We start from the raw sequence: 23,318 nt of genomic DNA on the forward strand, positions 1-23,318 counted from the left end.
CCCCGCGGGACTACCTTGTCCCGTATGAGCAATCTCGATCGCCAGCCCGCGCTCTCCTCCTGCGGCGGCCGCGGCTTCGTCGTGGCCGAACCGGTACGGGAGCTCCTCAGCCCGCGCACGGTCAAGCTGGGGGAGTCCACCGAGGTCCGCCGACTCCTGCCGAACCTCGGCCGCCGCATGGTGGGCGCCTGGTGCTTCGTCGACCACTACGGCCCCGACGACATCGCCGACGAGCCCGGCATGCAGGTCGCACCCCACCCGCACGCCGGCCTGCAGACCGTGAGCTGGCTGCACGAGGGCGAGGTGCTGCACCGCGACAGCGTGGGCAGCCTCGCCACGATCCGCCCGCGCGAGCTGGGCCTGATGACCTCCGGCCGCGGCATCAGCCACTCCGAGGAGAGCCCGCGCCCCCACGCCCGCTTCCTGCACGGCGCGCAGCTGTGGGTGGCCCTGCCCGACGCCCACCGCGACGTCGCCCCGCACTTCCAGCACCACCCCGACCTCCCGCAGGTCACGGCTCCCGGACTCAACGCGACGGTCATCCTCGGCACGCTGGACACCGTGATCTCCCCGGGCACCGCCTACACCCCCATCGTCGGCGCCGACCTCGCTTTGGCCGCCGGCACCGAGACCCGCCTCCCGCTCGACCCGGACTTCGAGTACGCGGTCCTCTCCATGTCCGGCGAGGCCCACGTCGACGGCGTCCCCCTCCTCCCGGGCTCGATGCTCTACCTGGGATGCGGCCGCACCGAACTCCCGCTGCGCGCGTCCTCGGACGCGGGCCTGATGCTGCTGGGCGGCGAGCCGTTCGAGGAGGAGATCGTCATGTTCTGGAACTGGATCGGCCGCTCCCACGAGGAGATCGTCCAGGCCCGCGAGGACTGGGCGACCGGCACCCGCTTCGGCGAGGTCAAGGGCTACGACGGCCCTCCGATTCCGGCACCGGAGCTCCCCCCGACCCACCTGAAGCCCAGGGGAAGGGTCCGCTGACCAGATGATTTCTGCGAATCCGGGCGACGGTCCCGCGCGGTCGCCGCGGATCGGGCCTACGCGCCCGCGGCAACCTCGCCCACCGGAAGAGGCCACCCGCCATGACGGAACGCACCGGTTCGAGAGGAGGTTCCGAGCCGCTGCGCGTCCGATCCGCACCCGGTCGGCGCGGGCAGAAGGGTTTCGGTGCACGACTCGCCGTCCGGGCCACGGAAGCGGAGCATGGGAACTGACCCTCGAATCCGGCGTTCCGTGGAGGTGAACCGCTATGACACTGCCTGTACACCACAGGCCAGGCCGGCTTCCGGAGAGGCCGTTTCCCGTGCTGGGCTGGGGCGAACCGATGGCCAGCGAGTTCGACGAACTCTTCGAGCGGATGAACCAGCTGCTCGCGTCCGCCGCTCCCGTCGGGACGTGGTCCCCCCTGGCTGACATGCATGAGACGGAAAGCGCCTACGTGGTCGAGGCTGAGCTCCCCGGGATCAAGAACGAGGACATCGACGTCGAGATCAGCGACCGGGAACTGTGCATCACCGGCGAGTACAAGGAGCGCGAGCGCATGGGCGTGCTGCGGCGCAGTACCCGGCGCACGGGCCACTTCGAGTACCGGGTGCTGCTGCCGGCCGACGTCAAGGCGGAAGAGGTCACGGCGACGATGGCCGACGGGGTGCTGACGGTGACCGTTCCCAAGGCCGAGGCAGGCAAGGCCCGGCACGTCGAGATCACCGCAGGCTGACGTGCGGACACATCTCCGCCGTGTTCGGGGCGCACGGTGGTGCAGCGCTGTCCACCTCACCCCCTCGCATCGCCGCCCCTGGGTGCCGCGCCGAGGCCCGTCCACGATCGAGGAGCTTTCCGGTGCTCACACGGGTCCGTCTGCCAGGCCGGCACGCGTCGCGGTCGGCGAAGCCCGGACCGGCGCGTGAGCCGCCGAGGCCTCCGGCGCCCACGACCCCCGGATGGCGGCCGTGGATCTTCCCCCTTGCCCTGCTGATCGCGCTTCTCGTCATGGTGGCGCGGGCTCCGTCCTCGCAGGGGACGTCGTTCCCGTACAGCGAGTTCGTGGGCAAGGTGAATGCGGGCCTGGTGAAGACCGTCGACGTCAACGACAAGGGCGGCGTCAGCGGGACACTCCGGGACGGCACCAGATTCACCACTCGCATCCCCACCGCCCTGGACACCAGCCCGCTGGAGCAGCAGCTGCGCAACAAGCACGTGAAGATCACGGCGACGCAGACCGGCAGCGGTAGCGGGCTCTCGACGCTGCTGGCGTTCATGCTGCCACTGCTGGTCATCCTGGCGCTCTTCCTGTGGACCGGGCGCAAGACGGCGCAGACGCTGACCGGCGGCCTCAGCGGCATCGGACGTTCCCAAGCCAAGATCATCGAAGCGGAGCGCCCGATCACCGGCTTCGACGACGTCGCCGGGTACGAGGGCGTCAAACAGGAGATCAGCGAGATCGTCGACTTCCTGCGGCGCCCCGAGCGATACGCGGCGGCCGGGGCCAAGGGGCCGCGCGGTGTGATCATGGTGGGCCCGCCGGGCACCGGCAAGACCCTCATCGCCCGGGCGGTCGCGGGCGAGGCGGAGGTTCCGTTCCTGTCGGTGACCGGGTCGGCATTCGTGGAGATGTTCGTGGGAGTCGGCGCCTCCCGGGTGCGCGACCTGTTCGCCGAGGCCCGCAAACGGGCACCTTCGATCATCTTCATCGACGAGATCGACGCCGTCGGCAGCCGCCGCGGCGGCGCCAGGCTGGGCGGCAACGACGAGCGCGAACAGACCCTGAACCAGCTCCTCGCCGAGATGGACGGCTTCGACCAGAGCAGCGGCATCGTCGTACTCGCCGCGACCAACCGGCCCGAGGCCCTCGACCCGGCCCTGCTGCGCCCCGGCCGCTTCGACCGGCACGTGACCGTGCCGTTGCCCAACCAGGCCGAGCGGGCCGCGATCCTCGCGGTCCACGCCCGCGGCAAGAACCTGGCGCCCGACGTCGACTGGGGCACCGTGGCCCGCGCCACGCCCGGCTTCTCCGGAGCGGACCTGGCCAACCTGGTCAACGAGGCCGCCATCAACGCAGTCCGCGCCGACCGTGTCGTCATCGACGCCGAAGACCTTGACACCGCCCGCGACCGCGTGCTGCTCGGGCGCCGGGAGAGCTCCAACGCCCTTCTCCCCGAGGAACGGTATGCCGTCGCCGTCCACGAATCCGGGCACGCCCTCGTCGCCGGGCTGTGCGAGCATGCCGACCCGGTCGCCAAGGTCACGATCCTGCCCTCGGGACCGGCGCTGGGCGCCACCGAGCAACTCCCCGAAGCCGAGCGGCACCTGTACACCGAGGGGTACCTCACCGATCTCCTCACCGTCCGGCTCGGCGGGCGGGCGGCAGAACTCGTCGTCTTCGGCGAAGGCTCGACCGGCGCGGCCGACGATCTGGCGGGCGCCACCCAGATCGCCGGCCGCATGGTGGCCGAATTCGGCCTGTCATCGGCACTCGGGCCCGTCGGCTACGCGGTGGGAGCCCCGCACCACCTGGGCGGCGAGGGCGCAGAGGAGGCTGTGCGGCGGCCCTACTCCGAACACACCCAGCGGATCGTCGACGAAGAGACCGCCCGCCTGGTCGGGCAGGCCGAGGAGCGTGCCGTCGCCCTGCTCCGCGACCACCGCGCGGAACTCGACGCCCTCGCCGCTCTCCTCGTCGCCCGCGAAACCGTCGACGGGTCCGTCGTCCTCGACGTACTCGGTCGGCGACCGGGTGCGAACGAGGACCGTCCGCCCACCACCACGGGCGGCCCCACGACCGGCGCGACCTGAGGCCCGGATCCGGCGGGTGACTCCGATCGCCGGCCCCACCGGCATCCCGGGCGTGCGGAAGGCGCGCGACAGGGGGCGGGCCCCGGTAGTGCTCCGGTAGGGGCCGTTCGGGTTCTAGCGGGGGCCGAACGGCCCTCACGGATCCGGCTCCGGCTCGTAGATTGGGATGCACGAGGCAATGCCCCCGCCTGGTGGAACGGCCGACCGCCTGCGCAGGACCGAAGCGGATGCCGACAGGGGCGAGGCGCTTCGGGTCATGCGGGAGCACCGGATCCGCCGAGACCCTGTGTTCAGCGATCGAGGGCTGGTTCCCGGGCGGGAATGAGGGATCCGGGGACCAGCCCCCGAACGTGCCAGCGGTGAACTCCCCGCAAGGGAAGACTGGTCGAGGGGAACGGCCCCAGCAGCGGCACCGCCTCCTCGGGGCGCCCTTCCAGAGGATCGGCTTCCGGCGAGGGGGCAGGACGCCCCGACCGAAACGCATGACGATCACAGCCGAAGGAGCCCGCCGGCGTCGGGGAACCGGCGTCACCCGGGCCCGCCGACCAAGGGAGCGCGGCATGGGAACCACGACGAGGGCCAGCGACGACACCCTCAGGAGTCTGTGCGAGACGCGGGGCCCGACGACCTCGGTCTATCTGCGGCTCGAGCCGCGTCCCCAGAGGGAGGACGACGCCAGGCTGCGCTGGCGCGCGCTTGCCCGTCGGCTGGAGGACCTCGGTGCCGGCGAGGACGACATCGCCGTACTGACACGGAGCGTCGACGAGGCGCTTCCCGGGACCGGGACGCTCGCGGCCTTCGCGGCCGACGGCGAGCTCCGCTACTCCACGGTCCTTTCCGGTGACCGGGACGCCGACATCGGCATCCACGCACCCCTGCCGCATCTGGCACCGCTGCTGGAGTGGCGCCAGGAGCACCCGGCCCGCGTCCTCGCCCTGGTCGACCGCACCGGTGCCGATCTGGAGGCGTACTTCAGCGGAGACACCGAGCCGGTGCGGCGTACCGTGACCGGGCCCGACGACGAGATCGAGCGCAACGCGCCCGGCGGAATGTCCCAGGGCCGCTTCCAGCGCCGGGCGGAGGACTCCTGGGAGCACAACGCCGCACGCGCGGCCGAGGCCCTGACCCGTGCGGTGTCGCGGGTCTCCGCCCGTCTGGTGCTGCTCGCCGGAGACGTGCGGGCGCTCCAGCTGCTCACCAAGCACCTTCCCGACCGCCTCCGGCGTCAGGTCTCCGTACGCAATGTGAGCGGCGGACGCACACCTGACGGATCCGCCCGGATCCGGCAGGAGCAGATCGAGGCCGAGACTCACCGTGCGTCGGAGGAGCAGACGGGGGAGCTGCTGCGACGGTTCGCCGAGGAGCGGTCTCCAGGAGGGCGGGCCGTCGAAGGCGTGCACTCCACGCTGGGCGCGCTTTCCGAGGGCCGCGTGGAGACGCTGGTGCTGGTCGACGAGCCGGACGACCCGAGAACGGCGTGGTTCGGTCCGGCGGCTTCCGACGTGTCGGACCGTCGCCCCGCGCCCTCCCGCGTCGGCGGCCCCGTGATCCGCGGTCCGCTCGCCGATGTGGCGGTCCGGTCGGCCGTGCTGTCCGGGGCGGACGTACGCGTCGTGCGTCCCGGTGCCGCCGGCGCTCCGGGCCAGGGCATCGGGGCGCTGTGCCGGAGCGTATGAATCCGCTCGGCTTCGCCGGCCCGGCCCGCACTTATTTCCGGGCGTGGGCGGTGTCCTCCGCGGACACCCCACGCCGGGGGAGGCCTGCGGGGCTGCCGGCCGCGGTCGACGTCGTCGCGGCCTCGCCGGCCGTCCGGTGCGGGACCGGCCGTCCGGTGCGGGAGGAGCCCGGGGGCCGGCCGCCGCCGGTCCCCATGGTGCTGCCCGGGCTGCCGCCACGGCGCGGTGACCGGGGCACGGCCCTTCCCTGACGGCCGGACGCGGCGCGCGAGCGAGGAGGGGCGTGATGAGAGCGGACGGCGCTGCCGGAGGCAGCGGGTACCGCGGTGTGCCGCATACGGCTGACCTGCGGGTGGAGGCGTGGGCCTCCACGCGCGAGGAGTGCCTGGCGCAGGTGGTGCGGGGTACCTGCGCCTCCTTCCTGGACCTGGCGGGGGCGGTCGCAGACCACGAGCGGGACGTCGTGGTGCGGGCGCAGCGGGACGAGGATCTGCTCGTCGGCCTGCTGGAGGAGGTCGTGTACTGGCTCGACACCGAAGGCGAGGTCCCGGTCGAGGTCGAGCTGACCCCGGTCGACGGCGGCGTGCGCGGGGTTCTGCACATGGCCGAGGCGGGGTCGCTCCCGGTGACGGGGGCCGCGCCGAAGGCCGTCACGCTGCACGATCTGGTCATGGTCTGCGGGCCGGAGGGCTGGACGTGCTCGGTGACGCTCGATGTGTGACGGCGGTCCGTGGGGGTGTCGCCGCCCCGCCTCAGCGGGCCCGGTCCTTGCGGAGGAACCGGCGCAGCCGGCGCAGGGGCCAGGTGTTGATCACGTCGTCGGGGGTGAGCCATCCGCGTTGAGCGGTGCCGACGCCGTAGCGGAGGTAGGCGAGCTGGGGGACGGAGTGGGCGTCGGTGTCGACGGCGAACTTCACGCCGTGGCCTCTGGCGCGGAGGATGTCCTCGTCGCCCAGGTCGAGGCGGTCGGGCTGGGCGTTGATCTCCAGGGCGGTACCGGTGCGCGCGCAGGCGGCGAACACCTCGTCGAGGTCGGCGTCGATCCCGGGCCGTTTGCCGATCAGCCGGGCGGTGGGGTGGCCGATGACGTTGACGTGGGGGTTCTCGCAGGCACGGACGATCCGCCGGGTCATCGCCGTGCGGTCCAGGCCGAAGTGGGAGTGCACCGAGGCCACGCACAGGTCGAAGCCCTGCAAGAACGCGTCGGGCCAGTCCACCTCCCCGTCCGGCCCGATGTTGAGCTCGGTGCCGTGCAGCAGCCGCATCCTGTGGTGCCGGCCGTCCAGGGACCGTACGTGTTCGCGCTGGGCCAGGGCCTTCTCGTCGGTCATGCGCTGCATGGACAGGTCGGGGGCGTGGTCGGTGACCGCGTAGTAGGCGTAGCCCCGCTCGGCGGCGGCCGTCACCATCTCCTCCAGTGAGGCGAGGCCGTCGGTGAGGTCGGTATGGGTGTGCAGGTCGCCCTTGACGTCGTCCTGCGTCACCACCGCGGGCAGCTCCCCGCGCAGACCGGCTTCGATCTCCCCCCGGTCCTCGCGCAGCGTGGGCGGGATCCACGGCAGCCCGAGCCGGGCGTACACCTCGGCCTCGGTCCGGGCTGCGACCCGCTCTGCGCCGTCGGTGTCGAACAGGCCGTACTCGGAGAGCTTGAGCCCCGCACGGACGGCGATCGTGCGGGTGTGGATGTTGTGTGCCTTCGAGCCGGTGAAGTACTGCAGTGCGGCACCCCACGCGTCCGGGCGGACCACGCGCAGGTCGAGCTGGACGCCCTCGCCGGTGCGGACGGAGGTCTTCTTGGGACCGCGCACGAGGACCTCGGCGGTGGAGGGCAGTTCGGTGAGCGCGTCCATGAACGGGGCCGACCGGTCGGCGGCGACGAGGATGTCGATGTCGCCGATGGTCTCCTTCATGCGGCGCAGCGATCCCGCGTACGCGCAGTCCTCACAGCCGGTGATCCCGGAAAGGTCCCTGACGATGTCCTCGGCGGCCTCCAGGGCGGCGCTCAGCAGGATGCGCCCGCCTGCCTGTCGCATGAGGGCGATGCCGTGCAGGATGTTCGCCTCGGTCTTCTCCCCGAACCCCTTCAGATCGCGCAGTCGCTCCGCCTTGATGGCGTCGGCCAGCTCGTCCACCGAGCAGATGCGCAGGTCCTCGTAGAGCGCCATGGCCTTCCTGGGGCCCAGCGTGGGGATGGCGATGAGCTGCCGCACCCCGTCCGGGATCCTGGCCCGGGCCTCCTCGACGGCCGTGACCTTGCCCGTACGGAAGTACTCGACGACCTTCTCGGCGATCGACCGGCCCACGCCCGGGATCTCCCGCAGGCCCGCGGCGTCGAGGTGGGACACATCGGCGGGGTGACCGCCGATCGCGCGGGCCGCCTTTTCGTAGGCGCGCGCCTTGAACGCGTCGCCTCCCGTGATGGCGATGAGGTCCGCGTACTCCTGGAGGAGCGCCTCGACCTCCGCGTTGGGCCGGACCACGTCTTCCAGTCTAGGAACGGGGGGCGCGATGTGCCCTCCGGCGCGCGAGTCCGTGGCGCCGAGGGTCTACTGGAAGGCATGAGGCCCGGAGAGGGATGACGGGCATGGACATCGGCCTGGTGCAGGAGACACCGTTCCGGTTCCGCATCGAGCGGCAGGACCCGATGCGCGTCCCGGGCATCGTCTTCGCGACCCGGGAGCTCCTCCCGCAGGCGGTCGGGGACAAGGCGCTCGAACAGGTCGCGAACGTGGCGTCCCTGCCCGGAATCGTTCGTGCCTCGTACGCCATGCCCGACGTGCACTGGGGTTACGGCTTCCCGATCGGGGGCGTGGCTGCCACGGACATCGATGCCGGTGGCGTGGTCTCGCCCGGCGGCGTCGGGTTCGACATCTCCTGCGGTGTCCGGCTGCTGGCCGCCGGCATCGACCGCGGCCCGCTGGCCCCCCGGATGCGGCGCTTGATGGACATCCTCGGCGACACCGTCCCGCGCGGCCTGGGGCCCGGCGGCCTGTGGAAGCTGTCCGGCCGCCCCCAGCTGGAGGAACTCATGGTCGCCGGCGCCGCTTACGCGGTGGAGCACGGCCGGGGCGTCCCCCGTGATCTGGAGCGCTGCGAGGACGGCGGGAGGCTGGCAGGGGCGGATCCGTCACAGGTCGGCCAACGGGCCGTCGACCGCGGGCTCCGGCAGGTGGGCAGCCTGGGGTCGGCCAACCACTTCCTTGAGGTGCAGGCGGTGGACCGCGTCTACGACGCCGGGACCGCGACCGCCTTCGGCCTGCATCCGGGCCAGGTGTGCGTCATGATCCACTGTGGTTCGCGCGGCCTGGGCCACCAGGTGTGCAGCGACCATGTCAGAGTCATGGACCAGTCTCTGCGCGCCTACGGCATCCACCTGCCGGACCGGCAGCTGGCCTGCGCTCCGGCCGTCTCCGTGCCGGGCCGGGACTACCTCGGGGCGATGGCGGCCGCAGCGAACTACGGCCGCGCCAACCGGCAGCTGCTCAGCGAGGCCGCACGGCATGCCTTCGCCGTCGCCGCCGGGGCGGAGCTGGACCTGGTCTACGACGTCTCCCACAACATGGCGAAGATCGAGATCCATGACGTGGAGGGCGTACGCCGACGGCTGTGCGTCCACCGCAAAGGCGCCACCCGGGCCCTGCCCCCCGGTCACCCCGACCTTCCGGGCGACCTCGCGGAGGCCGGACAGCCGGTCCTGGTGCCAGGCACCATGGGGACGGCCTCGTACGTGATGGCGGGCACCGCCGGCAACGACGCCTTCTGGTCCTCCGCGCACGGCGCCGGACGTGTCTGGAGCCGCCACCAGGCGCTGCGCCTGGTCCGGGGCGAGCAGCTGCACGAGGAGCTGGAATCCCACGGCATCGCGGTCCGCCCGGCCTCCTGGCGGGCGCTCGCCGAAGAGGCCCCTGACGCCTACAAGGACGTCGACGCCGTGGCCGCCGCCACGGAGGCCGCGGGACTCGCCCGGCTGGTCGCCCGCCTGGTACCGCTCGGAGTCGTCAAGGGATGAACGGTCGGGGACCCACCCACGGGCGGGCCCCGTGCGGTCGGGACACCGGTGACGGCCCGGATCCGGTCCCGTGGCCGACCACCTCGCAGGGCGGCGTGCCTCGACGACGGCCTTGCCGCAGCGCGGACGACGTCGGACCGCTCGTCCGGCGGCGTCCCTCAACCGCCGGCTCCCAGCCCTTGGGACAGAAGCAGCTCGTGCGCCAGCCGGGCACCGCGAGCCGCCTGCTTGTCCCTCTCGGGGTCCTGCGAGGGGATGTCCTCCAACCCTTCGGCGAGTGCCTTGACGGCCTGGGCGAGGACCTGCACCTGGACTTCGAGGGTGCGCAGCCGCTCGTGCTCGTTCGGGGCGATGTTCTCGGTCATGACGGGTCGCCTTCCTGAAGGGGGAGAGGAGAGCGGCCGCCGGACGCTCCGGCGGCGCGGCGTTCACGGACGGGCGATCTGCCTGCCCGGCTTCCCGGGGCCGGTCTGCTCAGTCATGGGGGACGACGGCGACGGGGCAGCGGGCGTGGTGCAGGGCGGCCTGGGTCACCGGGCCGAGGCGCGGGGCGAGGGCGGGACGGTGCTTGCGCCGGCCGACGACGAGCAGCTCGGCCCCCTCGGCCGCGCGCACGACGGCCTCGGCGGGGCCTTGGAGCCGGACGCCGTCGGCGACCTCCACACCGGGGAAGCGTTCGCGCCAGGGCCCCAGAACCTGCCCCAGCCGACTCTGCGCGTCGTCCGTGATCTCCTTCGTCACCCCGTGGTCCACGCCCCACGGGGTGCGCGCATGGATCGGCAGGCTCCGGCCGTGGACGGGACGGAGGGGGACGCCGCGCGCTGCTGCGGCGTCGAAGGCGAAGGCGAGCAGGTCATCGCACGGGCCGTGCAGTTTCAGTGCGACGACGACGCCCCGGGCGGGTGACGGCGCCTTCTGCCCGTCCGTGGCACGGACCAGGACCACGGGCTGCTCTGCGTGTGCCACCACGGCTGTGCTCACGGAGCCCATGAAGTAGCTTTCGGCGGGAGTCAGGCCAAGCGAGCCGAGCACGGTCAGTTCGGACTCCGACGCCGCCTTCACCAGGGCGTTCTGTGCGTCGTCGGCGACCAGGCTGCCGACGATCACGAGGCCCGGGTGGCGTGCCTGGAGTTCCGCCTGCGCGTGGTGCACGAGGCGTTTCGCCCAGTAGTTCTGCTCGATCTCCGCAGGGACACGGGCTGGTTCGGGCGCCAGCATGGGCCAGGCGTGCAGCAGGCGAAGCGCGACCTTGCGACGCCCGGCCTCGTCGGCGGCCCAGCGAGCGGCCGCCATGCTCTCGGGTGAGCCGTCGAGGCCGACCGTGACGACTGGCTCCATGGCGACCGCCTCCGTCTCGTATGGCGCCGTGATCGTGATGGACCTGTGGACGCCGGCACCTGCTGGCCGAGGCGCGCCGCGTTCTCTCCGAGGAGTACCCCAGATCGTCCTGGCGCGCATGCGGGCCGCCACGGGACCGGGCTTGCAGGCGCGGGCGTGTCCGCTCGCGCGCCGATGGCACACGGGCCGCTGACAAGGTCGCCCTGCCCTGCGTTGTCCGTCGCCCCCGGCATAGGGGCTGGCTGAACGGGACGGGGCCCGGTGCGGCCGTCCCGCGACCCCGTCGCGGTCGGTGCCTGTCATGGCCGGAGCCGCTCATACCGTCCGGCGGTCGCCGCCTCCTCTCCCCGGGCAGCAGGGCGCACGCCGGCCACGCCCTGCCTGCCGTGTCTCCATCCCTGCTCCGGCGAAGAACCGCCGCTCACCGCCGTTCCCGGTGCGGCTGCCAGGCCGGGGACCCGGATGGCGGATGGGTCTCGATCACACATCCCGCGCCGGGAAAGATCTCTGTCTCGTGGCCGTCTTCGTAGCGCACCCGGTAAGGCGGCTCACCGTCGGGGCCGAGTACTCTCACGACGGTGGCGTGGTGCTCGGGCGTGCCCACGACCCTGCCGGTGAAGCGCAGCACGTCACCTTCATGGGCTTTCATCGGGGGCTCCCTCCGTTCGGTGCCGCTTTCCCTGTCTTCGATCAGGATGGGCACCGGGGCCTGCCCGCGGAGAAGAGCCGTTCGGTACCTCCGGCGGGACAAACGGCCTGTGCGGAGGCCGCCTGCGCCGGACGGGGCACGGATCGTGCCGCAGGCGCGTTCTGGAGTGGGAACGAGCAGGGTCGGCGCGCCGACGCGAACGCCCCGGTACGGGAAGCGGCAAGCGCCCTGTTCCGCGAGGGAACACACGGCACAAGCAGGCGTCACCGTCCTTCCTGCGTGTGCGCTTCTTCGAGAGTGAGGGCGACCCAGCATGTCCAGCCGACGGGCTGGAGGATCCAGAAGCTGATGATGCGGTAGAGGATCGTCGTGGCGATGGCCTGTCCGGGTGGCATGCCGTAGGCGACGAGCAGTGCCGACATCGTCGTCTCGGCGATGCCCAGGCTGCCCGGTGTCAGGCGGAGGCTGCTGGCGATCTGTGTGAGAGCGTACGCGAGGAGCAGTCCCTGCCACGGCACGGCGAAGCCGAGGGACCAGATGCAGGCCGTCAAGCACCCCAGGTCGAACGTCCAGTTGAGCAGGGCGAACACGAGCGGCTGCAGCCAGGGAAGGAGGCGGGGCTGAACCCTGCGGGCCTGGCCGATGAGATCGTTCAGATCGGCTCCCGCCCGCCGGAGCCGATCCGAACGTCCGCCCGTGCGTGCCCAGAGACGCCGCAGACAGCGACGTGCGCCGGTGACGTGTGAGAGGCCGAGGATCACCACGGCTGCGGCCAGGGCCGGCACGAGCATGTAGAGGAAGAGGGGACGGACCGCCGTAGCGGGCCCGTCCGGGCCCGCTACGAGGACACCCAGGGCGAGCATCAGGAACAGGCTCGCAGCCGAGGCCACCCCCGAGGCGACCAGGACGACGCCGGCGAGCAGCTGGCCGGTACCGCGGCGGGACAGGGTGTGCAGCAGCCATGCGGCGGAGACCGCCGCCCCGCCGGGCAGCAGGCCGGCCAGGGCATTGGCGGCGACGGTGGTGCACGTCATCCTGCGCAGGCTCATAGGGACGCCGCCCGCCCGCAGCAGCCAGCGTGGAACCGCGGCGAAGAACACGACGGACAGTGCCTCACAGGCTACGGGGAGGGGCAGTCGAGCCAGCCGGACTGCAGTGATCAGGCGGTAGGCCTCTGCGATCTCGTCCCGTCGGGAGAGGGCGAACACGACGGCGGCCACTATGAGGATTCCGGAGCACAGCGACCAGAGCCAGCGCGGGCCGGGTACGGAAAGGATTCCGCCGCTCTGGTCTCGTGGCTGTGGCATGGACCGTCACCTTCGACACTGCCGCCGCGATCAGCGTGCAGAAGCGGCACATCTCCCGCCGATCAAACCGCACGGGGAGCGCCCCCGGGACCCCGGCACGCCGTGACGGGCAGCCCTGCCGGTTCGGGTGTGGGCCGCGAAGCCACTCGGGTATCCACCTCACCGAGGCGGTACGGCCTGCCTGCGGCCGCCCCGCCGTCCGTCCTGAGCGGTCTCCCGGTCCGCGACGAGGTGGCGTGTTGGCACCCGGGTGGCCGCCGCTCCGGGCGGACACTTCTCGCATGTCCGAGGACCAGACACCATCCGTCCCTCCCGAACCGCTGTTGCAGATGATCGCCAACCTTGCCCGGTTCCATGGAGAACATGAGCAGTTCTACGCCCAGGCTCCGCTGCGGCAGGCGAGCGACCTCCAGGCGTGCTCCCGGGCGCTGAAGGCGCTGGCAGGCCGGTGGAGTACGACTGGCGCCGGTGCGCCGGCAGGGAATCCGTTCGCCGGTGCGGAGGATCTGAACGCCCCCGGGCTCGTCGCCGAGTCGGGGATCCTCTTCATGGAGGGGGAGGGCGAGCCCGTCGAGCTCCAGCGGCTGAGGCGGGACGTCAGGGAAGCCGCGGAGGACAGCGAGCAGACCGGAATCTGGCTGGCGGCGGCGATGGAGCAGGCGTGGGAGGCAGCCGGCCTCCTGGCTGACTACCCGGCGCTTGCCGATCTGCTGGGGGAGCGCCACCGCATCGTCGCCAACGACTGGCAGGCGGCGGGGTTGCTGGCTCTGGTCGCCCAGCTGCTGCGCCGGTCCCTCGACCTGTTGGATCGGGTCACGTTCTCTCCCGCGGCGCTGCGAGCCGACCTCGAGTCCGAGCGGAACGCCCCCGCCTACCTCTTCTCGGCGTCCGAGATCCTCGACCGAGCGGCTGACCTCCTCGCGGAGTCGGCAACGCTCGTGCGCGACAACGAACGGCGGTGGCGCGTGTTCGGCGCTCGCGTTCGCCGGTTGCGGTCCGACTGAGCGGCTGCGTCGAAGCCGTCGTACCGCGCATCCGTCGGGCCGCGCGGGGCCGGGTGCGCTGACCGGTTCGGTCCCGGTCGTGGTGAGCCGGGTGCGGTCGTCGTGGGGCCGCCGATCGCGTGAAGGGTGTGGGGGCGGGGTGTGGTCCGACCGTGCGAGCGGTGCGGCCGAAAGGGGGGCGCGTGGCGTGCCGGTGCGGTCCGCCGCTGTGCGGGGTGCTTTCGTCGGTGGCCGGGCCGGTGGCCGCTCCTTCGACCGGGGCCGGCCCCTCCCGACGCGTCGCCGACCGGGCGCTGCTCCTGGGGGCGGGCGCTCCGTCCCACCTGCCTGAGGAGAGAGCGTGGCCACGACAGCCGACACCGGGCGCGGTGCTGGATCCGCGCAGTTGCTCGCCGGCCAGAAGGCGCTGGTGACCGGTGCCAACTCGGGCATCGGCCTGGCGACCGCCGTCGCCCTGGGCCGGGCCGGGGCGGACGTCGTGGTCAACTACGTCGTCGGCGCGGACGAGGCCGAGGAGGTCGTGGCGCAGATCAAGGGCTTCGGGGTCCGCGCCTACGCCCACCAGGCCGACGTGTCCGACGAGGAGCAGGTGGTCGCCATGGTGGCCCGGATGGTGCAGGAGCTCGGCACCATCGACATCATGGTGGCCAACGCCGGACTGCAGCGGGACGCGGCGCTGGCCGAGATGACCCTTGCCCAGTGGCAGAAGGTCATCGACGTCAACCTGACCGGCCAGTTCCTCTGCGCCCGCGAGGCCGCCAAGGAGTTCGTGCGGCGCGGCGTGGTGGAGGAGGTCTCCCGGTCGGCCGGGAAGATCATCTGCATGAGCTCGGTCCACCAGGTCATCCCGTGGGCGGGACACGTCAACTACGCCTCCTCCAAGGGTGGTGTCGGCATGCTGATGCAGACCCTCGCGCAGGAGCTGGCCCCCCAGCGGATCCGGGTCAACGCGATCGCGCCCGGCGCGATCCGCACGCCGATCAACCGCGACGCCTGGTCCACCCCCGAGGCCGAGGCCGATCTGCTGCGGCTGATCCCGTACCACCGGGTGGGCGACCCGGAGGACATCGCCAACGCCGTCGTCGCGATGGCCTCCGACCTCCTCGACTACGTCGTCGGCGCCACGCTCTACGTCGACGGGGGCATGACGCTCTTCCCCGGCTTCGCCACCGGAGGCTGACCCGCCCGTACGGCCCCCGGGCGACCGGGCGACGTACGCCGCGCGCGCCGGCCGCCGGATGGTGCGCCCACCGGGTGAGGACGGCTCCACGGTGCCCCTCCGCCCGCGTCACGGCCCCCTCAGCCCCGTCGTCCGCGGGCACGACCAACGAGGCACACATGTCCAGTACGGTGTTCCACCTGGCGGAAGCGCCGCCCCAACTCCTTCCGGCCCGCGAGCTGATGGCCTTCACCCTCGGTTCGCACATCCTGCTGGTCCCCTTCGGGGTGGCGCTGCCGTTCCTCACGCTGTTGATGCACTACCGGGGGCTGCGCCGCGAGGACCCCGTCGCCCTGAAGCTGGCGCGGCGCTGGTCCGCCGTGATGGCCGTGCAGTTCGCCATCGGCGTCGTCACGGGCACGGTGCTGTCCTTCGAGCTCGGTCTGCTGTGGCCCGGCATGCTGGGGCGCTGGGGCGACGTCTTCGGGCTCGGGTTCGGCGTCGAGGCCTGGGCCTTCTTCCTGGAGGCCGTGCTGATCGCCGTCTACCTGTACGGATGGCGTCGCCTGAAGCCGTGGACCCACTTCTGGCTGGGCGCGCCGCTGCCGCTGGCGGCCCTGATGGGGGCGTTCGGGATCATCGCGGCCAACGCCTGGATGAACACCCCGCGGGGATTCAGCCTCGACAGCCAGGGCAACCCCGTCGACGTCGAGGTGCGCCGGGCGATCTTCACGCCGATGTTCGGTCCCGAGTACTGGCACTTCGCGGTCGCGATGTTCATGACCGCCGGGTACGTGGTCGCCGGGGTGTACGCCATGGGCTGGCTGCGCGGGCGGCGCGACCGGTACCACCGGCTCGGCTTCACACTGCCGTTCACCGTGGCCGCGATCCTGACGCCGGTCCAGTTCGTGATCGGCGACGCCACCGCCCGCGCCGTCTTCCACAACCAGCCGGTCAAGTTCGCCGCCACGGAACTGGTCTGGGAGACCGACACGCACGTCCCGGAGTACCTCTACGGACGGCTGAACACCGACGGGAAGATCTCCGGCGGGATCAGGATCCCCCAACTGGACTCCATCCTCGCCGGCTTCCAGCCGAGCACCCGGGTGACGGGCCTGACCTCGGTCCCGGCGTCCGACCGGCCCACCACCGTCCAGGCGACCATCGCCCACTGGGCCTTCGACACCATGGTCACCATCGGCAGCCTGCTGATCCTGCTCGCCCTCTGGTACGGCTGGAGCCGGCTGCGGCACCGGGAGCTGCCCCGCAACCGCTGGTTCTTCCGCTGCGCCGCCGTCGCGGGAGCGGCCTGCCTGCTCACCGTGGAGTGCGGCTGGATCACCACCGAGGTGGGCCGCCAGCCCTGGATCGTCTACAACGAGATGAGGGTCTCGGAGGCGGTGACCACCACCCGCGCCGGATCGCTGTGGGCGATGTTCGGCCTGGTCGCCGTCGTGTACGTGCTGGTGTTCGGCGCGTTCCTCGCGGTCGTCCTCACGATGCGCACCCGCTGGCGCACCGCCGACGAGAACCCGGACGCCGTGCGGGGTGCCCCGCCCCCGGAGGCCGACACCCCCTACGGGCCCAGAGACGAGCCCGGCGCCGGGGCCGCGGTCGGCGGGGCACCGCCGGCCGGAGGCTCCGGCCGCGACGCCGGGGGTGCGCCCTGATGGCGGACTTCATCGCCTGGGTTCTGGTCGCCGTCATCGCGGCCTACGCCTGCGGAGGGGGCACCGACTACGGCGCGGGCTTCTGGGACCTCCTGGCCGGCGGGCCGGAACGCGGCAAGAGGCCCCGCCGGCTGATCGACCACGCGATGGCACCGGTCTGGGAGGTCAACAACGTCTGGCTGATCTTCGTGCTCGTCGTCATGTGGACCGGCTTCCCGACGATGTTCCAGGCCGTCTTCGAGGCGATGTGGCTGCCGCTCGCGCTCGCGGCGGTCGGGCTGGTCCTGCGGGGTGCCGGGTTCGCCCTGCGCAAGCCGGCCCACCGCATGTCCCGACGGCGCGTCTACGGCGCGGCGTTCGCGGTCTCCTCGCTCCTCACGCCCTTCTTCCTCGGAGCGGTGCTCGGCGGCATCGCCTCCGGACGGGTCGAGGTCGGGACGCTCGCCTCCGCGGACGCCTGGGCCAATCCGACCTCGGTCCTCACCGGCCTGCTGGCCGTCGCGGCCGCCGCGTTCCTCGGGGCGGTGTACCTCTGCTCGGACGCCCGCCGGTTCGGCGCGGACGACCTCGTCGGCTACTTCCGCCTGCGGGCGCTGCTCGCCTTCGCGGCGGTCGTCGTCCTCGCGCTCATCGCCCTGCCCGTCACCCACGACGACGCCCGGTACGTCTGGGACGGCCTCACCGGGGGCCCGGGACTGCTGCTGGTCCTCCTGGCCGCCGTCTGCGGGCTGGCCACGGTGGTCCTGCTGGTGCGCCGCTCCCACGCCTGGACCCGCCACACGGCGGCCGCGAGCGTGGCCCTCACCGTCGGCGCCTGGGGCTTCGCGCAGCGGCCCTACGTGCTGCCCACCACGCTGACCGTGACCGACGCCGCGGGCGCCCCGGCCACCCTGCACTGGCTGGTCATCGTCACCGGCATCGCGATCGTGCTGGTCGGTCCCGCGCTGGTGCTGCTCTACCGGCTGGACACCCTGGGCGAACTCGAGCCCCTCACCGACACCGACACCCAGGCGGCCCGAGCCGCCGGGGACGACGCGTAGCCGGGCCCGTCGGCCCATCCGCTCGATGAGGCGGTCCCCGACCCGCAGGGCGTTGGCGATGGCGGGCAGCGACGGGTTCACCGCGCCGATGCTCGGCAAGTGTGCCCGCAGACCCGCCATCGCTCACCCGGGTCCCTCCCGCCACGCCGTGCCGACCGGGCCCGGTGCGGCGGGGGACACCGCCCCGCAGGTTGCGCACCGCACCCGGCCGGCCCCCGGGCGCCGTGTCGCGCTTGACCGGCCCGGCGCGTGGCCGCATCCTCCTGACCGGGGCCGTCACCGCAGGCCACGACCACGCCCGCGCTTCGGACCGCCGCCGGGCGGACCGAGGAGGCCACGCGTGCAGGACAGCCGCACCGGACGCCAGCTGACCCTCCGACACGGCGCGCACGAGGCCGTCGTCGTCGAGCTGGGCGCAGCGCTCCGCTCGTACACCGCCGGCGGACGCGCCGTGATCGACGGGTTCGCCGCACAGGACCCGGTCACCGGGGGGCGCGGCCAGATCCTCGTGCCGTGGCCCAACCGGATCCGGGACGGACGCTACGCCTGGGAGGGGCGGGAGCTCCAGCTGCCGCTCACCGAGCCCGCCGCGGGCAACGCCATCCACGGACTGCTCCGCTGGGTCCCCTGGCGGGTGGCGGAGGAGAGCGCCGACCGGGCCGTGCTCGACGTGGAGCTCCGGCCGCAGCCGGGCTACCCCTTCCACCTCCGTGTGGGGGTCGAGTACGCCCTGGACGGTCACGGCCTCGAGGTCGCCGTCACGGCCCGCAACCTCGGCCCGGACACCGCGCCCTACGGCTTCGGCCAGCACCCCTACGTCATGGCGGGCACCGCCTCCGTCGACGAGGCGGTGCTGACCCTGCCCGCACGGACGCGGCTGGTCACGGACGGGCGGGGGCTGCCCGTGGCCGCCGAGCCGGTCGCCGGGACGGAGTACGACCTACGGGCGCCGCGCCCGCTCGGGACGCTCCGGCTGGACACCCCCTTCGGCGATCTGGAACGGGACGCGGACGGGCGGGCCGTCGTCCGCCTGGCCCATCCGTCGGGCGCCCTCGGCACGGACGTCTGGCTGGGGCCGGGCGCCGACTGGGTGCAGCTCTACACCGGCGACACCCTGCCGCCCGGGGAGCGGCGCCGCGCCGTCGCCGTCGAGCCCATGACCTGCCCGCCGGACGCCTTCCGCAGCGGCACGGGCCTCGTCGCCCTCGCCCCGGGCGCGCACCACACCGTCCGCTGGGGGATCACGCCGTGGGGGCGGTGAGGCCCGCGCGGCCGGGCCGTCCGCACGGGCCGGAGCCGGAAGCCGGCAAGTACGGCGAGCCCCGCTGGCCGATGGCCGTGGCCGTCCTCGCCTCCGCCGTACTGACCCTGCTCCTCCCCGACGACCTGCGCCTGGGGCCCCGCTGGGCGCTCCCCGTCGCCGAGGGACTGCTCCTGGTGACGCTGGTCTCCGGCGACCCCGTCCGGATCAGCCGCCGCTCGGACACCCTGCGTGCGGTGTCGATCGCCCTGGTCACGGTACTGGCGTGCGGCTCCCTCTGGTCCACCGTGCAGCTGATCGACGATCTGATCCACGGCGGGAACGAGACCAGTTCCGCCACCTCCCTCCTGCTGGCCGGCGGCAGCGTCTGGACCACCACCGTCCTCGCCTTCTCCCTGCTGTACTTCGAGCTCGACAGCGGCGGTCCGGCCGTCCGGGCCCACGGGATGCCCCCCACTCCCGCACTCGCCTTCCCCCAGCAGCTCAGCCCCGAACTGAACGCCCGGGACTGGCGGCCCCGCTATGTGGACTACTTCTACCTCGGGTTCACCAACTCGACCGCGCTGAGCCCCACCGACGTCATGCCGCTCGCCCCCTGGGCCAAGATCGTCATGACCCTCCAGTCCGTCATCTCCCTGGGCATCCTGGGTCTCGTCATCGCCCGGGCCGTCAACGTCCTCGTCTGAGGAACGGCCGCCGACGGCCGGTCGCGACCGCGGGCGTCCGGTGGTGCAATGGCCCTGAGGGGGGTACCCGCCAACACCCGTAGGTGACGCCGTGAGTGAAGATGCCGAGACGCGAGAGCCGATTGAGGAGATGGGCCCCATCGACTACCTCGTGGTGGAGTTCCCCGGCAGCCGGATGACCGGTGAGGGCTTCCCCCTGCTCGTCGACCTGGTGGACCGCGGCCTCATCCGCATCCTCGATCTGGTTTTCATCAGGAAGGAGCAGGACGGCTCGGTGGCCGCGCTGGAGATCGCGGACCTCGACGCCGACGGGGAGCTCGACCTCGCCGTCTTCGAGGGCGCGTCGTCGGGCCTCCTGGGTCAGGACGACCTGGATGAGGCCGCCCACGCCATCGAGCCCGGCAGCTCCGCCGGACTGCTGGTCTACGAGAACGTCTGGGCGGCGCCGCTCGCCGCCGCGCTGCGCCGCGGCGGGGGCCAGCTGGTCGCGTCCGGACGCATCCCCGTCCAGGCGATCCTCGCCTCGCTGGAGGCGACCGAGGCCGACTCCTGACCGCACCGGACACCCACCGACAGCCGACACCCCGCCGCCGTACCCCGGCGGGCGGGAGAGACATCGAAGGACCGCCATGCCAGGACTACTCCGCGGCGTAGCCCGCACCGCCGTGGTCGCGGGAACCGCGACCGCGGTCTCGAACCGTGTGTCCCGCCGGCAGGCCGGCCGGTGGGCCGCCCAGCAGCCGGAGCCCGAGCCCGCCCCGGCGTCTTCGCCCCCGCCACCGGCCGCGGCGCCCGTCTCCGACCGGTCGAACATGCTGGACGAGCTGAAGCAGCTCGGCGATCTCAAGGCGCAGGGCGTGCTCACGGAGGCCGAGTTCGAGGAGCAGAAGCGCAGGATCCTCGGCTGACCGCGGCAGCGCGCCGGCGACCCGGACGCGGGGGGGGCCCCCCCCCCCGGGGGGGGGGGGGCGGGGGCGGGGGGCCGCGGGGGGGGGGGCCCCCGCCCCCCCCCCCCCCCCCCCCCCCGCCGCGGGGGGGGGGGGGGGCGCGGGGGGGCGGGGGGGGGGGCCCGCCCGCCCCCCCCCCGGGGGGCCCGGGGGCCGGCGGGGGCCCCCCCGCCCCCCCCCCCCCCCCCGGGGGGGTGGGGGCCGCGTCCGGCTGCGGGGCCATGCTGGGAGCACGACCCGTCCCCCCCCCGACCCGTCCCCGCGGAGAGGTGATCGACCATGTGCAGGTGGCTGGCCTATTCGGGAACCCCCGTACTCCTCGACACCATCCTGTACAGACCCGCGCACTCGCTGATCGACCAGAGCCTGCACGCGCGGCTGGGCGTCGAGACGACCAACGGCGACGGCTTCGGAATCGGCTGGTACACGCGGGAGTCCGGCATCGACACCCCCGCGGTGATGCGGGACGTCGGCCCCGCCTGGAACAACCGGAACCTGCGGGAGATCGCCCAGCACGTCACGTCCCCGCTCTTCTTCGCCCACATCAGGGCCTCGACGGGGACGGCCGTCCAGCAGACGAACTGCCACCCCTTCCGGTATGGCCGCTGGCTGTGGATGCACAACGGCTCCATCACCGGCTTCCACGAGATGCGCAGGGAGCTCTGCCTGGCGGTCGAACCCTCCCTCTTCCCGGGGATGGAGGGGACCACGGACTCCGAGGTGATGTTCTACCTGGCCCTGACCCTGGGGCTGGAGGAGGACCCCCCCGGGGCGGTGGCCCGGATGGTGGGCCTCGTGGAGCGCACCGGCCGCGCGCACGGGGTCGAGAACCCGATGCAGATGACGGTCGCCGTCACGGACGGCGAGGCGCTGTGGGCGTTCCGCTACGCCAGCGGGGGCGACGCCCGGTCGCTCTACTACAGCACCCGGGTGGAATCCCTGCGCGCACTGCACCCGGACATGTCCTTCCTCCGGGAGCTGTCCGACGAGACCCGGCTCGTGGTCTCGGAGCCCCTGGGGGACCTCCCCGGGGCCTGGAACGAGGTGCCCGAGCACAGCTACGGCGTGGTGCGCCGCGGCGACGACACGCTCCACCCGTTCGTCCCGGCCGCCTGATGCTGCGCCGGCCGTCCCGTCTCCGGCGGCCGGGCGGGTGACGGCGGGGCCGTCCCCGGCGTGTGCGGCGCCGGGGAGGGGCGGGCCGTGCGACGGTGCATGGCCTCTGCCAGCTCACCGTCGGGAGTCGTCCGTGCTGGAACGCCAACAGCTCGAGGACCGTACGCAGGTCACCTTCGTCCTCCCGGAGGGCGCCCCCGACGGGCCGGTCAGCGTGGTGGGGGACTTCAACCAGTGGGACCCCTCCGCACACCCCCTCACCCCCCGTGGTGACGGCACCCGTGCCGCGACGGTGGCCCTGCCCGCCCGCCGCAGCCACTCCTTCCGCTACCTGGCGGCCGGCGACTACTGGTTCGACGACGAGCAGGCCGACGGCCACGACGGCGCCAACGGCCGGCTCCACACCTGACCGCGAGCGGACGGACCCGGGAGGGCCGCGGCCGCCGGAGGGCGGGGCCGCGCGCGGACCGGGGGAGAGTGCGGCTGCGATGGAGCTGACGGTGGTGTCGATGCCGGAGATGCGCGTCACCCGCCCCGACGTGGCTCAGGTGCGGGCCCGGCTGGCCTCGGAGCGTTTCCTGCTCGTCGACGTGGAGCTTCCGGAGGAGGAGCTGCCGGAGGGGGCGGAGCCGGCGGAGGTGGAGCCGGAGGTGGTGCCGGCTGAGGAACCGGCGGGAGAGGAATCGGTCGCCGACCGGCTGGGCCTGGACTTCGAGGGACTGGACTGGTTCGGCCGGGCGGGGGAGCAGCCGCGCGCCGAGTACCTGGGCGACCGTGCCGGCCTCGTCGTACCGCTGGTCCGCGGGGAGCAGATCACCCACGTCCACGTGCTGGTGACGGAGCGCTTCCTGATCACGGTGCACCGGGGCCGGGGCGAACAGGCACTGGACTTCGCCGAGAGGCTGTCGCGGCAGGAGGCGGACGACACCGTGGCCGTGCTCTTCTTCCTGCTCGGCGAGGCGCTGGGGACCTTCCGCCGGGCCGCCGTGCAGGCCCTGCTGGAGGCCGAGGCGATCGAGGACGCCATGTTCGAGGAGCGCCGGCCCGAACAGCTCTACCGGCTGGCGCGGCTCCGCCGGCGCTCCGCGCAGCTGCACCACTTCCTGCGGCCCTTCCTGGACGTGACGGACGAGGTCCTCACCCGGCGGATGCTGAGTCCCGCCTTCCCTCAGGAGCGGCGACGGCTCGCCCAGGAGTTCCAGACCAGAGGGCGACTGGTGCTCGCGGACATCGAGTCCCTCAAGGAGGCCACCCGCCGGGCGTTCGCCAGCCACGCCTCGCTCAGCGCCGGCGAACAGAACGGCGTGATCAACCGGCTGACCATCGTGTCGGTGGTCTTCCTGCCGCTGTCGTTCCTGACCGGGTTCTTCGGCATGAACTTCACGTTCCTGACGGACAGCATGGAGAGCCGCGACGAGTTCTGGCTGCTCGCCGTCGGCCTCCAGTTGCTGGTTCTCGCCGGCTGCCTCTACGTGCTGCACCGCACCCGGGCCTGGAGCAGGCTGCGCGAGGAGGATTAGGGCTGGACTAGGGCCTGTCCGGCCAGGGGCCGGCCCCGCTCGGGCGCGCTCGGCGGGGGAGCGCCGGGGCTGGGCCGTCGTGGGGGTCTTCCGGGGCCGCGGCCGGCGGGGCCGTCCGGCTGCCCGGGCCCGCCT

Annotated in this window: 22 protein-coding genes; 17 read left to right on the forward strand and 5 right to left on the reverse strand. The window is 73.0% G+C overall.

Translation table 11 applies throughout. From position 1 onward, the window contains the following. The first annotated feature begins 24 nt into the window (after positions 1–24). The 5 genes from ACFY15_RS08765 to ACFY15_RS08785 all read left to right on the forward strand — a co-directional run bounded on the left by ACFY15_RS08765 (position 25) and on the right by ACFY15_RS08785 (position 6,198). Positions 25–990, forward strand: a complete 966-nt coding sequence (locus tag ACFY15_RS08765; protein ID WP_390825251.1) for a pirin family protein — start codon at positions 25–27, stop codon at positions 988–990. A 268-nt stretch (positions 991–1,258) separates the two neighbouring features. Then, entirely contained in the window at positions 1,259–1,726 is a 468-nt protein-coding gene (locus ACFY15_RS08770) for an Hsp20/alpha crystallin family protein (protein WP_390687068.1), read from the forward strand. 122 nt (positions 1,727–1,848) lie between these two features. Beyond that, entirely contained in the window at positions 1,849–3,801 is a 1,953-nt protein-coding gene (gene ftsH, locus ACFY15_RS08775) for an ATP-dependent zinc metalloprotease FtsH (RefSeq protein ID WP_390687069.1), read from the forward strand. A 560-nt stretch (positions 3,802–4,361) separates the two neighbouring features. Continuing rightward, the gene (locus ACFY15_RS08780; protein WP_390825252.1) at positions 4,362–5,477 is read left to right on the forward strand and encodes a Vms1/Ankzf1 family peptidyl-tRNA hydrolase; all 1,116 of its coding nucleotides are present in this window, start codon (positions 4,362–4,364) and stop codon (positions 5,475–5,477) included. Positions 5,478–5,763: 286 nt separating this feature from the next. Beyond that, positions 5,764–6,198 carry an archease gene (locus ACFY15_RS08785; protein ID WP_390687071.1) on the forward strand — a complete coding sequence of 145 codons (435 nt, stop codon included), beginning with the start codon at positions 5,764–5,766 and terminating at the stop codon, positions 6,196–6,198. Between the two features lie 31 nt (positions 6,199–6,229). On the opposite strand, the gene polX is transcribed toward ACFY15_RS08785, so the two are convergent. Next, the gene (gene polX / locus ACFY15_RS08790; RefSeq protein WP_390687072.1) at positions 6,230–7,957 is read right to left on the reverse strand and encodes a DNA polymerase/3'-5' exonuclease PolX; all 1,728 of its coding nucleotides are present in this window, start codon (positions 7,955–7,957) and stop codon (positions 6,230–6,232) included. Positions 7,958–8,061: 104 nt separating this feature from the next. Here polX and ACFY15_RS08795 point away from each other — a divergent pair, with 104 nt between their 5' ends. Beyond that, on the forward strand, positions 8,062–9,486 hold the full coding sequence (locus ACFY15_RS08795; protein ID WP_390825253.1) for an RtcB family protein: 1,425 nt from the start codon (positions 8,062–8,064) through the stop codon (positions 9,484–9,486). Positions 9,487–9,644: 158 nt separating this feature from the next. Here the strand turns inward: ACFY15_RS08795 and ACFY15_RS08800 are convergent, their stop codons facing one another. The 4 genes from ACFY15_RS08800 to ACFY15_RS08815 form a co-directional block, all read right to left on the reverse strand. Continuing rightward, positions 9,645–9,851 (reverse strand): hypothetical protein, encoded by a 207-nt coding sequence (locus tag ACFY15_RS08800; protein ID WP_390687074.1) that lies wholly within the window; start codon positions 9,849–9,851, stop codon positions 9,645–9,647. 109 nt (positions 9,852–9,960) lie between these two features. Continuing rightward, a complete protein-coding gene (locus ACFY15_RS08805; protein WP_390825254.1) occupies positions 9,961–10,824 on the reverse strand; it encodes a universal stress protein in 864 nt (287 codons plus the stop codon). 421 nt (positions 10,825–11,245) lie between these two features. Beyond that, positions 11,246–11,527 carry a DUF1918 domain-containing protein gene (locus ACFY15_RS08810; protein ID WP_390825255.1) on the reverse strand — a complete coding sequence of 94 codons (282 nt, stop codon included), beginning with the start codon at positions 11,525–11,527 and terminating at the stop codon, positions 11,246–11,248. Between the two features lie 209 nt (positions 11,528–11,736). Beyond that, positions 11,737–12,780 (reverse strand): YbhN family protein, encoded by a 1,044-nt coding sequence (locus ACFY15_RS08815; protein ID WP_390825256.1) that lies wholly within the window; start codon positions 12,778–12,780, stop codon positions 11,737–11,739. A 281-nt stretch (positions 12,781–13,061) separates the two neighbouring features. On the opposite strand from ACFY15_RS08815, the gene ACFY15_RS08820 reads away from it, so the two are divergent. The 11 genes from ACFY15_RS08820 to ACFY15_RS08870 all read left to right on the forward strand — a co-directional run bounded on the left by ACFY15_RS08820 (position 13,062) and on the right by ACFY15_RS08870 (position 23,183). Further along, positions 13,062–13,784, forward strand: coding sequence for a hypothetical protein (locus ACFY15_RS08820; RefSeq protein ID WP_390825257.1), 723 nt, complete (start codon positions 13,062–13,064; stop codon positions 13,782–13,784). A 340-nt stretch (positions 13,785–14,124) separates the two neighbouring features. Beyond that, on the forward strand, positions 14,125–14,964 hold the full coding sequence (locus tag ACFY15_RS08825; protein ID WP_390687079.1) for an SDR family oxidoreductase: 840 nt from the start codon (positions 14,125–14,127) through the stop codon (positions 14,962–14,964). Between the two features lie 158 nt (positions 14,965–15,122). Beyond that, positions 15,123–16,613: a cytochrome ubiquinol oxidase subunit I gene (locus ACFY15_RS08830; RefSeq protein ID WP_390825258.1), complete on the forward strand. Its 1,491-nt coding sequence runs from the start codon at positions 15,123–15,125 to the stop codon at positions 16,611–16,613. Continuing rightward, positions 16,613–17,653, forward strand: a complete 1,041-nt coding sequence (locus tag ACFY15_RS08835; protein ID WP_390687081.1) for a cytochrome d ubiquinol oxidase subunit II — start codon at positions 16,613–16,615, stop codon at positions 17,651–17,653. The genes ACFY15_RS08830 and ACFY15_RS08835 overlap by 1 nt, the downstream gene beginning before the upstream one ends. A gap of 340 nt (positions 17,654–17,993) precedes the next feature. Continuing rightward, positions 17,994–18,914, forward strand: a complete 921-nt coding sequence (locus ACFY15_RS08840) for an aldose 1-epimerase family protein (RefSeq protein ID WP_390687082.1) — start codon at positions 17,994–17,996, stop codon at positions 18,912–18,914. Continuing rightward, positions 18,902–19,600: a hypothetical protein gene (locus ACFY15_RS08845; RefSeq protein WP_390687083.1), complete on the forward strand. Its 699-nt coding sequence runs from the start codon at positions 18,902–18,904 to the stop codon at positions 19,598–19,600. Before ACFY15_RS08840 ends, ACFY15_RS08845 begins: the two co-directional genes overlap by 13 nt. 130 nt (positions 19,601–19,730) lie before the next feature. After that, complete coding sequence (locus tag ACFY15_RS08850) at positions 19,731–20,153, forward strand: DUF6325 family protein (RefSeq protein ID WP_390687317.1); 423 nt, start codon at positions 19,731–19,733, stop codon at positions 20,151–20,153. A 76-nt stretch (positions 20,154–20,229) separates the two neighbouring features. Further along, complete coding sequence (locus ACFY15_RS08855) at positions 20,230–20,508, forward strand: SHOCT domain-containing protein (RefSeq protein ID WP_390825259.1); 279 nt, start codon at positions 20,230–20,232, stop codon at positions 20,506–20,508. Positions 20,509–20,826: 318 nt separating this feature from the next. Then, positions 20,827–21,663 (forward strand): class II glutamine amidotransferase, encoded by an 837-nt coding sequence (locus ACFY15_RS08860; protein WP_390687085.1) that lies wholly within the window; start codon positions 20,827–20,829, stop codon positions 21,661–21,663. Between the two features lie 133 nt (positions 21,664–21,796). Next, on the forward strand, positions 21,797–22,072 hold the full coding sequence (locus tag ACFY15_RS08865; protein ID WP_390687086.1) for an isoamylase early set domain-containing protein: 276 nt from the start codon (positions 21,797–21,799) through the stop codon (positions 22,070–22,072). Positions 22,073–22,151: 79 nt separating this feature from the next. Next, positions 22,152–23,183 (forward strand): CorA family divalent cation transporter, encoded by a 1,032-nt coding sequence (locus ACFY15_RS08870; protein ID WP_390687087.1) that lies wholly within the window; start codon positions 22,152–22,154, stop codon positions 23,181–23,183. Positions 23,184–23,318 lie beyond the last annotated feature (135 nt).

The organism is Streptomyces sp. NPDC001373 (genome assembly GCF_042895815.1).
In the GTDB taxonomy this organism is placed as follows: Bacteria; Actinomycetota; Actinomycetes; order Streptomycetales; family Streptomycetaceae; genus Streptomyces.

Excerpts from the sequence above, each read along its gene's own strand:
- ACFY15_RS08855 (WP_390825259.1), top strand. The coding sequence starts at position 20,230 with ATGCCAGGACTACTCCGCGGCGTAGCCCGCACCGCCGTGGTCGCGGGA.
- ACFY15_RS08815 (WP_390825256.1), bottom strand. The coding sequence starts at position 12,780 with ATGCCACAGCCACGAGACCAGAGCGGCGGAATCCTTTCCGTACCCGGC.
- ACFY15_RS08780 (WP_390825252.1), top strand. The coding sequence starts at position 4,362 with ATGGGAACCACGACGAGGGCCAGCGACGACACCCTCAGGAGTCTGTGC.
- ACFY15_RS08870 (WP_390687087.1), top strand. The coding sequence starts at position 22,152 with ATGGAGCTGACGGTGGTGTCGATGCCGGAGATGCGCGTCACCCGCCCC.
- ACFY15_RS08805 (WP_390825254.1), bottom strand. The coding sequence starts at position 10,824 with ATGGAGCCAGTCGTCACGGTCGGCCTCGACGGCTCACCCGAGAGCATG.
- ACFY15_RS08850 (WP_390687317.1), top strand. The coding sequence starts at position 19,731 with ATGGGCCCCATCGACTACCTCGTGGTGGAGTTCCCCGGCAGCCGGATG.
- ACFY15_RS08795 (WP_390825253.1), top strand. The coding sequence starts at position 8,062 with ATGGACATCGGCCTGGTGCAGGAGACACCGTTCCGGTTCCGCATCGAG.
- ACFY15_RS08860 (WP_390687085.1), top strand. The coding sequence starts at position 20,827 with ATGTGCAGGTGGCTGGCCTATTCGGGAACCCCCGTACTCCTCGACACC.
- ACFY15_RS08765 (WP_390825251.1), top strand. The coding sequence starts at position 25 with ATGAGCAATCTCGATCGCCAGCCCGCGCTCTCCTCCTGCGGCGGCCGC.
- ACFY15_RS08835 (WP_390687081.1), top strand. The coding sequence starts at position 16,613 with ATGGCGGACTTCATCGCCTGGGTTCTGGTCGCCGTCATCGCGGCCTAC.
- ACFY15_RS08820 (WP_390825257.1), top strand. The coding sequence starts at position 13,062 with ATGTCCGAGGACCAGACACCATCCGTCCCTCCCGAACCGCTGTTGCAG.
- ACFY15_RS08830 (WP_390825258.1), top strand. The coding sequence starts at position 15,123 with ATGTCCAGTACGGTGTTCCACCTGGCGGAAGCGCCGCCCCAACTCCTT.
- ACFY15_RS08800 (WP_390687074.1), bottom strand. The coding sequence starts at position 9,851 with ATGACCGAGAACATCGCCCCGAACGAGCACGAGCGGCTGCGCACCCTC.
- ACFY15_RS08785 (WP_390687071.1), top strand. The coding sequence starts at position 5,764 with ATGAGAGCGGACGGCGCTGCCGGAGGCAGCGGGTACCGCGGTGTGCCG.
- ACFY15_RS08770 (WP_390687068.1), top strand. The coding sequence starts at position 1,259 with ATGACACTGCCTGTACACCACAGGCCAGGCCGGCTTCCGGAGAGGCCG.